Origin of the sequence: Tenacibaculum sp., from assembly GCF_048269885.1 — a bacterium.
In the GTDB taxonomy this organism is placed as follows: domain Bacteria; phylum Bacteroidota; class Bacteroidia; order Flavobacteriales; family Flavobacteriaceae; genus Polaribacter.
In genome coordinates this window covers 109,900-124,493 of the sequence record NZ_JBLWTZ010000001.1, presented here as the reverse complement: position 1 = coordinate 124,493, position 14,594 = coordinate 109,900, and the positions used below count along the sequence as shown (strand labels likewise).

Genomic DNA, 14,594 nt, shown 5'->3' with positions numbered 1-14,594 from the left:
AACGAAAATACGATTTTATTAAAAGATTTTTGTTGTAATGCTGTACATTTATCCTTTTCAATTAAAAATGCAACAACCACAAGATTTTTATAACAAAGAGCTGAAAGATTTAGCTCTTCAACTTTCAAAAATAAATAGTAAAATAACCTTTATAAGAATACTCAGACTACTAGTTTTTTTAGGCTTTTCTTTGGGAGTTTATTTAACATTCTATCAACCCTTCACCCCTTTTATAATTGGTTTTATTGGTATTTTACTATTTGCTTTTTTGGTTATACAACATCAACAAGTAAAAGAAAAACGTACTATACTTCAGCTTAAAAAAGACAACAATCAACTAGAAATTGATGTCCTTAATGGTCATTTTGAATTCCTTCCTGAAGGAACAGAATTTACAAGTTCCACGCACTATTATAGTAATGATATTGACTTATTCGGAAATGGTTCTTTTTTTCAATACATCAATAGAACCGCAACTACCAATGGTAAAAAACTTCTAGCTTCCTTATTAACGAGTAATTCAATTTCTTTTATTGAAGAAAAGCAAAAAGCACTTAAAGAATTATCTGAAAAGATTCATTGGCGACAACATTTTACTTCACTAGCACATTTGGTTTCGTCAACCACTCAAGAATCCTTAGTGATTACAAAATGGTTAACCAACTATGAATCAAAACTAACTTCTTCTTTAAAGTGGATTTCTATGTTTTTTTCAAGCATTTCAATAGCTTTAATAGTCTTATTGGTTTTTAGTGCGATTCCTTTTTCAGTTGTTTTAATTTGGTTTTTTATAGGTTTAACAATCTCAGCACTCCATATTAAAAAAACACAGCATATTTACACCTCATCAAGTAAAGTTAAAGATACTTTTAAACAGTATTATTTGCTTCTGGAACAAATAGAGAAGGAAACTTTTACTTCTGCTCTTCTAAAAGAAAAGCAACAAAAAATAGCTACCAAAACAAAAAAAGCATCTGTTATTTTCAAAGAGTTTTCTAAAATTTTAGATACGTTCGATCAACGTAACAATATTGTTATTGCTATTATTGGAAATGGCTTGTTTTTATGGGATATTACCCTTGCTATAAGAGTAGAAAAATGGATTCTTTCCTATAAAGAAACTACCGATGAGTGGTTTAGCGTTGTAAATTTTTTCGATGCTTATAACTCTTTTGCCAACTTCGTTTTTAATCATCCTACTTTTACTTTCCCCACTCTTCAAAATGAAAACAACGGTATTATTGCTCAACACCTTGGACATCCGCTTTTGAAATCCTCAAAAAGAGTTGACAATGACTTTACGATTTCTAAAGGGCAATTTTTTATTATAACGGGTGCTAACATGGCAGGAAAAAGCACATTTTTGCGTACCGTTTCCCTATCCATAGTCATGGCAAATTGTGGGCTACCTGTATGCGCCTCTAATTATCAATACACTCCTATAAAATTAATTACCAGTATGCGAACATCTGACTCATTAACCGAGGATGAGTCTTATTTTTATTCGGAACTAAAACGGTTAAAATTTATTGTTGATACTATTGAAACCGATCGCTATTTTATTATTCTTGATGAAATTTTAAAAGGAACAAACAGTAAGGATAAAGCATCAGGCTCTAGAAAATTTGTTGAAAAACTTACACGTTCAAAATCTACTGGAATTATAGCTACTCACGATGTAAGTTTGTGTGAACTCGCTAATGAGTATCCTCAAATACTGAATTATTATTTTGATGCTGAAATTATGAACAATGAATTGTTTTTCGATTACACCATAAAATCTGGAACTTGTAAAAACATGAACGCTTCTTTTCTTCTTAAAAAAATGGAAATTGTGTAACCTTTCTTTTTGTGAAAGCCTGTTTTCTCTTTCAACAAAACCATGACAAATGACAGGAAAAATTGATTGATTAATCCGTACCTTTACGCTATGAGCACACTCATAGATAATTTTGGAAGACAAATTAGCTACGTTCGTTTAGCAGTAACCGACCGCTGTAACTTACGTTGTCAATATTGTATGCCTGCTCAAGGAATTGATATTGTACCTCGTAAAGAGCTACTTACCTACAAAGAAATGTACCGAATAATTCGAGTACTTACTGAATTAGGTGTAAACAAAGTTCGTTTAACAGGAGGAGAGCCTTTTGTAAGAAAAGATTTTGTTTCTTTTTTAGAAATGTTATCGTATAATGATTTGTTAGAGGATATCAATATCACGACCAACGGAGCGCTTATTTCTAAACATATCAAAACAATAGAAAACCTTAAAAAGGTAAAAAACATCAATTTGAGTATTGATAGCTTACACCCTGAAAAGTTTGCTAAAATTACTCGTAGAGATGTTTTTACTGAAGTATATAAAACCTTTGAGTTATTAGAAAAAAGTTCGTTGAATTTGAAGTTAAATGTAGTTGTACAATCTGGATTCAATACTGATGAAATTAACGATTTTGTGCAGCTTACTAAAGACAAGGATATTGCAGTTCGTTTTATTGAAGAAATGCCTTTTAATGGAAAAGGACAACGAAACGCAGAAGAAGTTTGGAACTATAACAAAATATTAAACAACATACAATCTGAATTTACTGTTACTGAACTTCCCTCAAAAAAATCATCTACTTCTAGAAATTTTTCTATAGAAAATCATACAGGGACTATAGGAATTATTCCTGCATTCACTCGTACTATTTGTAATGATTGTAACCGAATTAGGATTACCTCAACAGGAACTTTTAAAAACTGCCTGTTTGATGATGGCGTTTTTAACCTACGTGATTTTATTAGAAATGGTGCAAGCAATGAAGACTTAAAAGCCTTGTTTTTATCGCTGATAAAAGAAAAGCCAGAAAATGGTTTTGTGGCTGAGGCAAATAGAAAAGGAAACGTAACCGAAAGTATGAGTACCATCGGAGGGTAATTTCAATGTATCAATTAGATAATTTGAAAATGTAACAATTAAACTTTTTAACAGTTACACTTTAACATATGATTACAGTAGCAGAAGCCAAACATATAATTTTAGAAAACACACAAGATTTCGGAATTGAAGAAATTCCATTTTTACAAGCTGTCGGAAGAGTTTTAAAGGAAGATATTGTTGCCGATAGAGATTTTCCTCCATTCAACCGAGTAGCAATGGATGGTATTGCGATTAATCATCGTTTTTTTGAGCACGGTGTTCGCAATTTTAAAATTGAAGGAATTCAAGCTGCTGGAGGCCCACAACAAACACTAGATAATGCCGCCAACTGTTATGAGGTAATGACAGGAGCTGTATTACCTAACAATACTGACACGGTAATTCGCTATGAAGATGTTGATATTAACACACTAGTAGCCACTATTACTATTGATGAAATTAAAGAAGGACAGAACATTCACACACAAGGTTCTGATAAAAGTAAAGGTACAGTTCTAATAAAAAAAAACACTATAATTTCTGCTGCTGAAATAGGCGTATTAGCTACTGTAGGTAAAGCCACTGTAAAAGTAGCTAAACAACCTAAAGTAATGATTGTTTCTACAGGTGATGAATTGGTTGATGTAAATGAAAACCCATTAGATCATCAAATTCGTAGAAGCAATGTATACACGTTAGTTTCCTTATTGAATAATTTAAAAATTCCAGCAGAAACAGCCCATATTACTGATGAAAAACAAATTTTAAAAGAAAAAATTGAATCGTATTTAAAAGAATATGATGTGCTATTATTTAGTGGAGCAGTTAGTAAGGGGAAGTTTGATTTTTTACCTGAAGTTTTAGATGAATTGGGTGTTCAAAAGTTATTTCACAGAATTTCGCAACGACCTGGGAAACCATTTTGGTTCGGCATTACAGATAACTGCAACGTGTTTGCATTCCCTGGAAATCCAGTTTCAACCTTTGTAAATTGTTTGGTCTATTTTTACCCTTGGCATTATAAATCTGTTGGAGTTTCTTCCGAAGAAAAAACAGCAATTTTAGTAAAAGACCTTACTTTTAAACCTAATCTAAGCTGTTTTTTACAAGTAAAATTAACTTCTGAAAACGGACAAGTATACGCAACTCCAATACAAGGAAATGGCTCAGGAGATTTGGCTAGCTTAGTAGAAACAGATGGTTTTATCGAGCTCCCGAAAACCGAAGAAGTAGTATTTAAAAAAGGAAGTGTTTTTCCGATACTAACGTATCGGGGTTTTTAATTATTAATGTTTAGTTTTGAGTTAAAAATTTAAAATGAAGGAAAGTATTGTTCAAGGCAAGAGTTTATAATTTCAAAACAGCTTTTAAGAAGTGGAACTTCAATAGGAGCAAATATAGAAGAGGCTTTAGCTGGTCAAAGTAAGAGAGACTTTATTGCTAAAATGTCTATTTCTTCAAAAGAAGCTAGAGAAACTAAATATTGGTTACGTTTATTAAAAGAAAGTGACTTAACAAACATTGATGTTACAAATATACTTTCGGACATTCACGAGCTAATTAGGCTATTAACAGCAATTGTAAAAACATCACAACAAAACTTAACGAAGATTTAAAACTTAAAATTAAACACTAAAAACTAAAAAAAGTGAGCAACTTTTCCCACATAAACGAACAAAACCAACCTAAAATGGTGAATGTTTCTGATAAAAAAATCACGAAACGTACTGCTATTGCTAAAGCTACTATGTTTTTAGGTTCAGAAATTGTGAGTCATTTTACTAATGATGAACTCATCACTAAAAAAGGACCTGTTTTTCAAACCGCTATCATTGCTGGAATTCAAGCAGTAAAAAAAACTTCTGATATCATCCCAATGTGTCATCCTTTGTTAATCAACGGAGTGGATATTGACATCAATATTGTAGACGATGAGCATGTAGAGGTTTTTTGTAAAGTAACCATCGAAGGTAAAACAGGAGTAGAAATGGAAGCGCTTACAGGTGCTTCAGCAACTTGTTTAACTATTTACGATATGTGTAAAGCAATCAGTCAAAAAATGGTGATTCAAGAAGTGAAACTGGTAGAGAAAACTGGTGGTAAATCGGATATTAAAAATGGATAAAAAACATACTAAACATACAAATCTAGTTAAGAAGTATAATGATAATTTTGCGCCTAATGAAGTAGCTATCTTAGGAGCCAAATGCGGAGTTATTGCTGATTTAGTTCATGAAGTTTCAAAAAGATTATCGAACTATAACTTAGGGTATTTTGATGCTTCACATGCTAAAGATGTCGAGCAAAATACATTAGCTGAATATACCTTTCATCATGAAGGAAATTTACAAATAAACACTTCTTCACCTGTAAACAAGTACGAACAACGTTTACAGTTTTACAATCACGATTTTGTCTTTATTAATGGAAATCATTACCAAGGAGCGAAACAAATTTTGATTTTAGATGACGAGAAAGAAGCTTCTGTAAAAAAAAGGTTAGACCAATTAACAAACATCCAGTTTATAATTAAGTTGAATGAAGACTCAAGGTATTTTGATTGTTTACTAGAACGCTTTCCAAACATCAAAAATAGTACCTCTTATACAATTAATGAGGTTGATAAAATATCTAATCATATACATAATCTCATTAAAGAAAACATTGCTCCTGTAAAAGGATTGGTTTTAATAGGCGGAAAAAGCACTCGAATGGGTACCGATAAATCAGAATTAAGCTATTTTGGTAAACCTCAAAAGCAACATGTAAAAGAGTTATTAGAAAGCTGTTCTTTAAAAACCTTTTATTCTGTTCAAGACCCCTCAGAAAAAGAGAATGAAATTCACGATAGCTTTTTAAATTTGGGCCCTTTTGGTGGTATTTGCTCTGCTTTTCAGAAAAACCCTAACACCGCTTGGTTGGTGTTAGCTACCGATGTTCCTTTTGTAAATAAAGAGCTTATTCAATTACTTTTAGAAAAAAGAAATCCGAGTAAAGTTGCTACTGCCATAAAAGGAAAAAATAAAGATTTTCCAGAGCCCTTAATTACTATTTACGAACCTAAAGCTTATGGAAAACTACTAGCCTATTTAGCGCAAGGTTATTCTTGTCCTCGTAAAATGTTAATTAATTCTGATGTAGAAATTATCGAAGTTAACGATAGTCTTATTAGAAACATTAATACCCCTGAAGAGTTTAAAGAAGCTATTAGGTGTATAGAAAAATTATAAGTTTCTCTTCCTAAACTCTGTAGGTGTCATTTTTGTTAATTTCTTAAATGCATAGTAAAAAGCTGCTTTACTATTAAAACCAACATCGATTGCAATAGCAAAAATAGTATCAGGCTTATCGAGCAGTAACTTTTTTTTAGCCTCTTCGATACGAAAAGTATTGATATAGTCAGTAAAACTTATTTTTTTATTCTCGTTTATTGCCTGAGATACATAAGGCAGTGGACTATCTAACTTCTTAGAAATAGTATTTAATTTCAACGTTGGTGAGAGGTATAGTTTTTCCGTTCTTACTAACCTATCTATTTTTGCAAACAGTTCTGAGGAATCACCAAGTTTCGAATGTTTGTATTTTTCACTCAGGGGTAAGTCCTTATAATCACCTGTTAAAGCAAACACTGGATAATACATTAATGAATATGCTAAAACAAAAAAGAATAAGGTATACAAAACAGGTTCTATCTTAAATAGTTTTGGTAATAAATCATAATCTATTAAAACAAGTAAAGCCTCTAATAAGATAGCAAGTACGAGCAATACATTGGCTCTTAATAATAAATATAACCACTTAAAGTATATCTCTTTATTTCTATCCAAATCAATAACAACATAAGCTTGTTTAAAAAGAACATTTGATTTATATAAAAACAAGATATTTACAAGACTTGTTAAAATAAACTCAATACCAAAGCAAGTAAGTATTATTGGAGTAGTGACTCCAGAAACTCTATCTATTTTATCAATTGCGTAAAAGAAAAATAGTGATTTGACTAATGAGTAAAAAACAAGAAAGAGCAAGTATTTTTTTTGAGTTATTGATTTTTGTGTTAAACACGAGGAAAACTTATAAAACAAAAAACCTATAAAAGGAAATAGGATATAAGAAGCATACCAAATAATTAATGGTAGTTTAAACTTATTAGCGGTAGTAAAAGTATCTAACGATAATAGGGAATATATAAAAGTTGTTGCCGCTAACGAATAGCGAGTACATTTCCTTTTACCTAAATTATTTTTGGTAAAAAAAATAAATACTGTCAAAAATATCCCTAATAAAAAACTAAGTTTAGGAAAAATATTAGTTGTGAGCATCTTATAATAATCTAACTTTATAAAATTAGATTATTTTTTATTAAAAATAAAGGTCTCAGTTTATAAAACTAAACAGTAAATTAAAAAATAGCAATTATTATTGCATATCAAACTAAAGATATTAATAAAATAGTGCTTAAAGTAAAAAGCCCCCCACTGCTATCCCCTTAAAAAATACTTTAAGACTCATAAAGCTACTGAATTAAATTCAGTAGCTTTTTTAGTTTTCTTAGAATTGTAGAAGGCATTTAATGTTTTTCTCAGAAACTATTGTTTTAAATCAAACCTATCTAGATTCATTACTTTTACCCAAGCAGCAATAAAATCTTTTGCAAACTTTTCTTTTGCATCGTTACTAGCATACACTTCTGCTAGAGCTCTTAATTCAGAATTAGACCCAAAAATTAAATCAGCTCTAGATGCGGTCCACTTTACTTTATTCGTAACTCTATCTCTTCCTTCGAAAATTAATTGATCTTCAGATGTAGCTTTCCAATATGTATTCATGTCTAACAGATTTACAAAGAAATCGTTTGTTAATACTCCTGGTTGAGCTGTAAAAACACCATTTTTTGAATTGTTATAATTGGCATTTAAAGCTCGCATACCTCCAACTAGTGCGGTCATTTCTGGAGCTGTTAAGCTTAATAACTGTGCCTTATCTACTAATAATTCTTCTGGTTTAAGTGTGTATTTCTTTTCTTGATAATTTCTAAAGCCATCTGCCATTGGTTCTAAAACAACAAAAGATTTTACATCTGTTTGCTCTTGTGTTGCATCCATTCTACCTGGATTAAAAGGAACTTTTATTGAAAACCCTGCTTTATTTGCTGCTGCTTCTACAGCTGCTGAACCTCCTAAAACAATTAAGTCTGCCATAGAAACCTTTCTATCGTTAGAACCATTGTTAAACTTAGATTGAAGTTCCTCATAAACTGCCAATACTTTTTTTAATTGTGCAGGATTATTGCTCTCCCAATTAACCTGTGGCTCTAAGCGAATACGTGCTCCGTTGGCTCCTCCTCTTCTATCTGAACCTCTAAAAGAAGAAGCTGATGCCCAAGCTGTTTCTATCAATTGGTTATGTGGAATACCTGAATTTAAAATCTCTTTTTTTAATAAGTTAATATCTACTTCTGTAATTAACTTATGAGTACGTGTTGGTATAGGATCTTGCCATATAAACTCCTCTTCAGGAACTTCTGGCCCTATATACGTAGTTTTAGGCCCCATATCTCTGTGAGTTAATTTAAACCAAGCTTTTGCAAAAGCTTTATCAAAAGATAAAGGGTCCTCTAAGAATTTCTCACAAACTTTCTTGTATGCAGGATCAAATTTTAAAGCTAAATCTGAAGTTAGCATCGTAGGTCTGTGTCTTTTGTTTTTATCAAAAGCATCCGGAAAAACCTCTCCAACATCTTTAGCAGCCCATTGATGTGCTCCTGCTGGACTTTTCGTTAGTTCCCATTCATTATCAAATAAGGTGTTTAAAAAAGCGTGACTCCAACGAGTAGGTGTAGGTGTCCAAATAACCTCTAATCCAGAAGTAATAGCATCTTTCCCTTTACCTGATTTATAACTACTCTTCCATCCTAATCCTTGTTCTTCAATGCCTGCAGCTTCTGGCGAAGGCCCTACCTTATCAGCCGGTCCTGCTCCATGTGTTTTTCCAAAGGTATGTCCACCTGCTATCAATGCCACTGTTTCTTCATCATTCATTCCCATTCTACCAAATGAAATACGTATATTTTTAGCTGATGCTACTGGGTCTGGGTTTCCATCTGGTCCTTCCGGATTCACATAAATCAACCCCATTTGTACGGCTGCTAAAGGATTTTCTACTTCTAAATCTAATTCCCCTTTTTCATTTAACCTTCTACTTTCTAACCAGCCTGATTCAGACCCCCAATACACATCTTCTTGTGGTACCCAAACATCTTCTCTTCCTCCTGCAAATCCTATGGTTTTTAACCCCATGGATTCTATAGCCACATTTCCTGTTAAAATCATTAAATCTGCCCAAGAAATTTGTTTTCCGTATTTCTGTTTAATTGGCCATAATAATCTTCTTGCCTTATCTAAATTCGCATTGTCTGGCCAACTATTTTGTGGCGCAAAACGTTGAATTCCCATACGAGTTCCTCCTCTACCATCTCCAGTACGATAAGTTCCTGCACTATGCCACGCCATACGAATAAATAAAGGTCCGTAGTGTCCATAATCAGCAGGCCACCAATCTTGGGACTCTGTCATTAATTTTGTGAGGTCTGCCTTTAACGCTGCATAATCTAGCTTATTAAACTCTTCAGCATACTTGAAATTTTCCCCCATCGGATTGGATAATTCCGAGTTTTGTGCAAGTACATCTAAATCTAACTTATTAGGCCACCAGTCTTTGTTTGACTTAGTTTCTGTTAACTGTTCTTTTTTGTGCCCCTTATCAAAACCAAAAGGACATCCTCCCTTTTCTTTTTCTTCTCCATGGTTTTGTTTACCACTACAAGAAAAAAGTAAAGAAGCTACTGCTACACTTAAAATTATTTTTTTCATTTTTAAATTATTAATTGATTTTTAGCAAAACTATATTTGAAATAGTTATGTTTTAGAAAAAATTAATAGATATACCTTATAGTTGTGTAGCTTAGATTTATTCTTCTTTCTAGAAAAAATTAAGTACTGCCTTTTATTTTTTATACGTTCTATAAAAAGCTCCTTATTTTAGCTGTAAGATGGGTGTTATTTCTTCAAAAAATGGAACTGAGTATTAAAAATTCGACCTACACAACAATTAGTAAGATCCATATATTCTTTTAGAAGGTAAACGTACCAATGTAATTCCTAAACTTTAAAAAGGCTGAAACCTTATTTTATAAAGGAAATTAGACTCTAGGTCATCTTACTGTCACATTTCTGTCAGGTTACTGTCAATACCAATATGTTTTCAACTCTTACTTTAGTGCCAAGATTAAAAAATCATTAATATGATGAATTCAAATACAATGAATTTAAGAGATCTAAAAAAATGGAGATTAGATCGACATTGGTCTCAAGAACAACTGTCAGATTTGAGTGGATTAAGCATACGAACCATTCAAAGAATTGAAAATGGAGAAAATGCCGGATTAGAATCTTTAAAGGCTCTAGCCACAGTTTTTGAAACAAACATTGAAGATTCAAATAAAACAGAAGAATCAGAACAGGGTAGAAAAAAAAGAGCTTATATGCAAAAAGTACGTTTTTTTTATATGCTTTTATGCATCGCTATCTTAAGTATGGTTATACCAATTGTAATTGCACTTAATGGTACTTTTTCTTGGCTGTTTGTTTGTTGTATTTTGTTAGGGTGGGTTATAATAATTGGAATTTATTCTCTGAATACTTTTGTTTTTTTTTATAAAGAATAGAAAAAAAATTGAAAGCTACAGCCAATACTGTGTATCGTCGCTTCAGACATTTTCCAACGGAAAGTCTTTTCGGCTAAACTATAGATGTCGACCAATTGCTATCTTTACGATTAGTAACAACGCCTATACAAACCATTCGTCTTTCTTATATAAAGAACATTATGAAAAATGAGTTGATAAAATTTATGTCCCAATTTACAAAACTTACTGAAAAGGAAGCCCAAACAATGATTGACTTTTACCCTGTTAGATTATACAAAAAAGGGGAGGTATTATTACAAGAGGGACAAATTGCACAAGATTCTTTTCTTGTATTATCAGGGTGTATTAGAAAATATTGTATCGTAGATGGTACGGAAAAAACCATAGCCTTTTACACAGAAGAGCAAGTTGCTGTTGAGTTTGAGAGCATGTCTCAACAATCTCCATCAAAATATTATCTAGTTTGCTTTGAAGATTCTAAAATTGCTATAATCAATTCCAAAAAAGAGGAAGAATACTATAAAAAGTTTCCGCGGTTTGAAGAGCTTTCCCGAATTCAAATGGAAGTGATGATGGGCGAAAATTTACAAGCCTTCTCTAAATTTATAACATTAACTCCTGAACAAAGGTATTTAGACTTGTTACAAAACAGGCCTAAATTATTACAACGTGTACCACAGCATTTAATAGCAAGCTGTTTAGGCATAACACCTGAATCTTTAAGCCGAATACGTAAACGGATTTTTAAATAGCTTTTACATAAAACGGGGTTTTCTTAACTTAAGTCAACGAATCTAGTTCTGATGGTACTTTAAATTTGTAGCAACCAAATTTATTCGTGAAGCTAAAATTAAAATATTGAATACTAGAGAAAGAACATTAAATCGCCTATCGAGGAGTACATCAGCAATCATTGCCGGAGCTGGTATTTTAATAATGGCCATCATAGCACCAATTGTAAATTTTTTTATTTTGGAAGAAATGATAAAATCGGATACCCTATCAAAAAACCCTGAAAATATATTAGCTTCAGAAAACCAACTCCGACTAAGTATTGTTCTAAATCTTATAATTGTGATTCTTGACATAATTGTTGCGTGGGCATTATTTATTTTTCTATGCTCTATAAATAAAAGCTTAGCACTACTAGCTGCATGGTTCAGAATAGTGTATTCAATACTTTTTGTTGTGTCTTTATTTTATTTAATACATACATTACCACTAATAATTGATGGTAACCTAGAAGTAAAATATATACAATCACAGGTTGCCCTATCATTAAATAATTTCTTTTTATCATGGGATGTTGCAATGATTCTTTTTGGCTTTCATTTGCTATTAATTGGATACCTGTTTTTAAAAGCTAGGTATATGAAAAAGATTTTAGGCGTTTTATTATTAATTGCGTCGATTGGATATATAGTCGATGGTTTTGGACAGGTACTTTCTTCAGGTTATAAGATTAAGATAACGCTATATACATTTATTGGAGAGGTAGTCCTAATATTTTGGCTACTATTAAAAGGATGGAAAGTTAAAAGTAGTGAACAGAAACAAGAAACGTATTCATAAATAACTGGGAGTAAAACCAAATACAAACGATTAAAGATAATAAAATGGCCGAAAAGTTAAAAATTGTAATAACAATGGGACTCATTGTTTTCTTTCAACAATGTATAAGTGCTCAGGAAATTCAAAATCAGTATTTTTTACAAAAAGTAGGCATTTTAGATAGTCTCTACTCCAAAATACTAAAGGAATCAAGAAAGATTTATGTACAATTACCTACCAATTATAGTTCTGGAAGAAATCAAAAGTACCCTGTAGCTTATATTTTAGATGGAGAGATTTTACTTCCTACTGTACATAATGTGCAAAATTATTATAGTGGTGGTTATACCCCCGAAATGGTATTAGTTGGTATCTCAAATAATAAAAATAGAATAAGAGACCTAACTATTTCAACAATTACCACTAAATATGGAATGCCTTTTAATGAAAAAAATGGAGAGGCTAATAATTTTAGGAAGTTCATTGATACAGAACTTATTCCTTATATAGAAAACAAATATCCAGTTACCAATTACAGAACACTGATTGGTCATTCCTATGGAGGTTTATTTACTATTGCAACACTAATTAATCAACCCAACTTATTTAAAAATTACTTGGCCATTGACCCAAGCCTAGATTGGGACGACCAAAAACTATTGAAAAAGGCAGAAAAAACACTTGCTAATCAAAACTATAAAAACAAAGCTCTATTTATGTCATTGAATGGACAATTACATATGCAAAACTCGCAAATAAAAATAGACAATGTAATGCAAGATACAACAGACTTCACTGTATTCCCTCGTTCGAACATTACCTTTTCAACCATAGTAAAACAAAATGCTAATAATGAATTAGCTTTTGAATGGAAATTTTATCCCAAAGAAATACATGGTACAATACCTCTTCCTTCTCTCATGGACGGTTTAATTTCACTTTTTAAATGGTATCAAATGGAAAATACGGATAAAATAAATTCATTTGACACACCAAGACAAGAGCTTTTGAGTATAATAAAACATCGAGAACAGAAGCTCAAAGAGCATTTTGGATATGCAGAACCTCCTTATCCAGAAGAACTTTTAAATGTGTCAGGTTATATGAGTATGGACATGAAACAACCTGAAAAAGCAAAAATGTACTTTGAACTTGCTACTAAATATTATCCTAAAAGCGCCAATGCTTATGATTCTATGGCTGATTACTATGAAGCACAAGGAGACTTTACTAAAGCTATTAAATATGTAACAAAAGCGTATGAATTAAGTGGTAAAGACTCCTATAGGAACAGAATCCGAATATTGAAAAATAAATAATTAACAGCCCTGTTAGAATTAAAAGAAAATTGATTATGATGAAAAATTTCATTGTGACCCTATTTGTACTTATCAATTTGAAAGTATTCGCAATCCAAGATATCAAGACTATTAAACTAGAGTCAAAAGCATTGAATGAAACGAGAAATGTGATGATTCGCCTTCCTAAAGGCTACTTTAAAAATATATTGAAAAGCTATCCCATTTTAGTTACCTTGAATGATAATGACAATTTTTATTTTGCTTGTAATATAGTTGACATTCAGTCTTCTAGATTTGGCATAGAAGACATGATTGTTGTAGGGCTTCCACATACGGGTAAGTATGAAGAAGATAATTTTCCATATAATGATAATAATAGCGGATTAAACCCACAAGCTCTAAAATATTCAAAGTTTATCAGAGAAGAAGCTCTTACTTATATTCAAGATAACTATCGAACTAACGGAGGACGATTTATCATTGGACATTCACTTTCTGGGTTGTTTGTTTTAAAATTATTCATGCTACACCCAAAATCGTTTTCTTCCTATATTGTACTTAGTCCCTCTGCTCATTATGCTCCTACAATAGCAATAGAATTAACAGAATTTTTATCAACACATAAAGAATTAAATAATCTTTTATTTCTTTCGATAGGTGAAAATGAGCATTCAATTATCCAAAAAGGTTTTAATAATCTCTCTCAATCTTTACAGAAGAATGCTCCAAATAGCTTAAGCTGGAAAGTCTCTTATTTAGATAATACAGATCATCTACTATCAGCATATAAAGGCATTTATGATGGTTTAGCTTGGGTTTATAAAGATTGGTACATTAGTGAATCGAAAATGCAAAGGTATCGTGTAAATGATTATATCATTCATTATCAATCTCTTTCTCAAAAATTGAATTATAATATAAAACCAAGAAAAAAGCATTTAATCGGATTTAGTTGGTTTGCCAAAGAAAAGTTGAATGACTTAGGCTCTGCAATAATAGCGGTGAAAGCTGGCATCCATTTCTACCCCAATTCCGTTGAACTTACAAAAAGATTAACAGAGCTTGATAAGGCTAAAAATTAACAACCGGTTTTCCTTTGAATTTTATCTTTTTATAAAAAAACACAACAAAT

The 14,594-nt window shown here is 31.6% G+C and carries 12 protein-coding genes and 1 pseudogene; 11 read left to right on the top strand and 2 right to left on the bottom strand.

Annotated features, from left to right (window positions below; translation table 11 throughout):
* The first annotated feature begins 37 nt into the window (after positions 1–37).
* The 6 genes and pseudogenes from ACN0WY_RS00500 to ACN0WY_RS00475 all read left to right on the top strand — a co-directional run bounded on the left by ACN0WY_RS00500 (position 38) and on the right by ACN0WY_RS00475 (position 6,132).
* Positions 38–1,840, top strand: coding sequence for a MutS-related protein (locus ACN0WY_RS00500; protein ID WP_417799209.1), 1,803 nt, complete (start codon positions 38–40; stop codon positions 1,838–1,840).
* 90 nt (positions 1,841–1,930) lie between these two features.
* A complete protein-coding gene (gene moaA / locus ACN0WY_RS00495) occupies positions 1,931–2,920 on the top strand; it encodes a GTP 3',8-cyclase MoaA (RefSeq protein ID WP_330488854.1) in 990 nt (329 codons plus the stop codon).
* 68 nt (positions 2,921–2,988) lie between these two features.
* On the top strand, positions 2,989–4,185 hold the full coding sequence (locus ACN0WY_RS00490; protein ID WP_417799208.1) for a molybdopterin molybdotransferase MoeA: 1,197 nt from the start codon (positions 2,989–2,991) through the stop codon (positions 4,183–4,185).
* Positions 4,186–4,242: 57 nt separating this feature from the next.
* Positions 4,243–4,518: pseudogene (locus ACN0WY_RS00485) on the top strand (four helix bundle protein); the annotation flags it as partial.
* Positions 4,519–4,550: 32 nt separating this feature from the next.
* Positions 4,551–5,027, top strand: a complete 477-nt coding sequence (gene moaC / locus ACN0WY_RS00480; protein WP_273695000.1) for a cyclic pyranopterin monophosphate synthase MoaC — start codon at positions 4,551–4,553, stop codon at positions 5,025–5,027.
* Complete coding sequence (locus ACN0WY_RS00475) at positions 5,020–6,132, top strand: NTP transferase domain-containing protein (RefSeq protein WP_417799207.1); 1,113 nt, start codon at positions 5,020–5,022, stop codon at positions 6,130–6,132. The genes moaC and ACN0WY_RS00475 overlap by 8 nt, the downstream gene beginning before the upstream one ends.
* Here ACN0WY_RS00475 and ACN0WY_RS00470 read toward each other — a convergent pair.
* Both ACN0WY_RS00470 and katG read right to left on the bottom strand, forming a co-directional pair.
* A complete protein-coding gene (locus tag ACN0WY_RS00470; RefSeq protein ID WP_330488849.1) occupies positions 6,127–7,173 on the bottom strand; it encodes a helix-turn-helix domain-containing protein in 1,047 nt (348 codons plus the stop codon). The genes ACN0WY_RS00475 and ACN0WY_RS00470 overlap by 6 nt on opposite strands.
* Before the next feature lie 318 nt (positions 7,174–7,491).
* Positions 7,492–9,774: a catalase/peroxidase HPI gene (gene katG, locus ACN0WY_RS00465; protein ID WP_417799206.1), complete on the bottom strand. Its 2,283-nt coding sequence runs from the start codon at positions 9,772–9,774 to the stop codon at positions 7,492–7,494.
* A 431-nt stretch (positions 9,775–10,205) separates the two neighbouring features.
* On the opposite strand from katG, the gene ACN0WY_RS00460 reads away from it, so the two are divergent.
* The 5 genes from ACN0WY_RS00460 to ACN0WY_RS00440 all read left to right on the top strand — a co-directional run bounded on the left by ACN0WY_RS00460 (position 10,206) and on the right by ACN0WY_RS00440 (position 14,544).
* Positions 10,206–10,628, top strand: coding sequence for a helix-turn-helix domain-containing protein (locus tag ACN0WY_RS00460; RefSeq protein WP_417799205.1), 423 nt, complete (start codon positions 10,206–10,208; stop codon positions 10,626–10,628).
* Positions 10,629–10,813: 185 nt separating this feature from the next.
* Complete coding sequence (locus tag ACN0WY_RS00455; protein ID WP_330488846.1) at positions 10,814–11,362, top strand: Crp/Fnr family transcriptional regulator; 549 nt, start codon at positions 10,814–10,816, stop codon at positions 11,360–11,362.
* A 106-nt stretch (positions 11,363–11,468) separates the two neighbouring features.
* Positions 11,469–12,182, top strand: coding sequence for a DUF4386 domain-containing protein (locus ACN0WY_RS00450; protein WP_417799204.1), 714 nt, complete (start codon positions 11,469–11,471; stop codon positions 12,180–12,182).
* A gap of 44 nt (positions 12,183–12,226) precedes the next feature.
* Positions 12,227–13,480 carry an alpha/beta hydrolase-fold protein gene (locus ACN0WY_RS00445; protein ID WP_417799203.1) on the top strand — a complete coding sequence of 418 codons (1,254 nt, stop codon included), beginning with the start codon at positions 12,227–12,229 and terminating at the stop codon, positions 13,478–13,480.
* Positions 13,481–13,515: 35 nt separating this feature from the next.
* Positions 13,516–14,544: an alpha/beta hydrolase gene (locus ACN0WY_RS00440; protein ID WP_330488843.1), complete on the top strand. Its 1,029-nt coding sequence runs from the start codon at positions 13,516–13,518 to the stop codon at positions 14,542–14,544.
* Positions 14,545–14,594: the final 50 nt, after the last annotated feature.

Bases quoted from the DNA above. Each gene is read 5' to 3' on its own strand.
- moaA (WP_330488854.1), top strand. From the start codon at position 1,931: ATGAGCACACTCATAGATAATTTTGGAAGACAAATTAGCTACGTTCGT.
- ACN0WY_RS00460 (WP_417799205.1), top strand. From the start codon at position 10,206: ATGATGAATTCAAATACAATGAATTTAAGAGATCTAAAAAAATGGAGA.
- ACN0WY_RS00475 (WP_417799207.1), top strand. From the start codon at position 5,020: ATGGATAAAAAACATACTAAACATACAAATCTAGTTAAGAAGTATAAT.
- ACN0WY_RS00500 (WP_417799209.1), top strand. From the start codon at position 38: ATGCTGTACATTTATCCTTTTCAATTAAAAATGCAACAACCACAAGAT.
- ACN0WY_RS00490 (WP_417799208.1), top strand. From the start codon at position 2,989: ATGATTACAGTAGCAGAAGCCAAACATATAATTTTAGAAAACACACAA.
- ACN0WY_RS00445 (WP_417799203.1), top strand. From the start codon at position 12,227: ATGGCCGAAAAGTTAAAAATTGTAATAACAATGGGACTCATTGTTTTC.
- katG (WP_417799206.1), bottom strand. From the start codon at position 9,774: ATGAAAAAAATAATTTTAAGTGTAGCAGTAGCTTCTTTACTTTTTTCT.
- ACN0WY_RS00440 (WP_330488843.1), top strand. From the start codon at position 13,516: ATGATGAAAAATTTCATTGTGACCCTATTTGTACTTATCAATTTGAAA.
- ACN0WY_RS00455 (WP_330488846.1), top strand. From the start codon at position 10,814: ATGTCCCAATTTACAAAACTTACTGAAAAGGAAGCCCAAACAATGATT.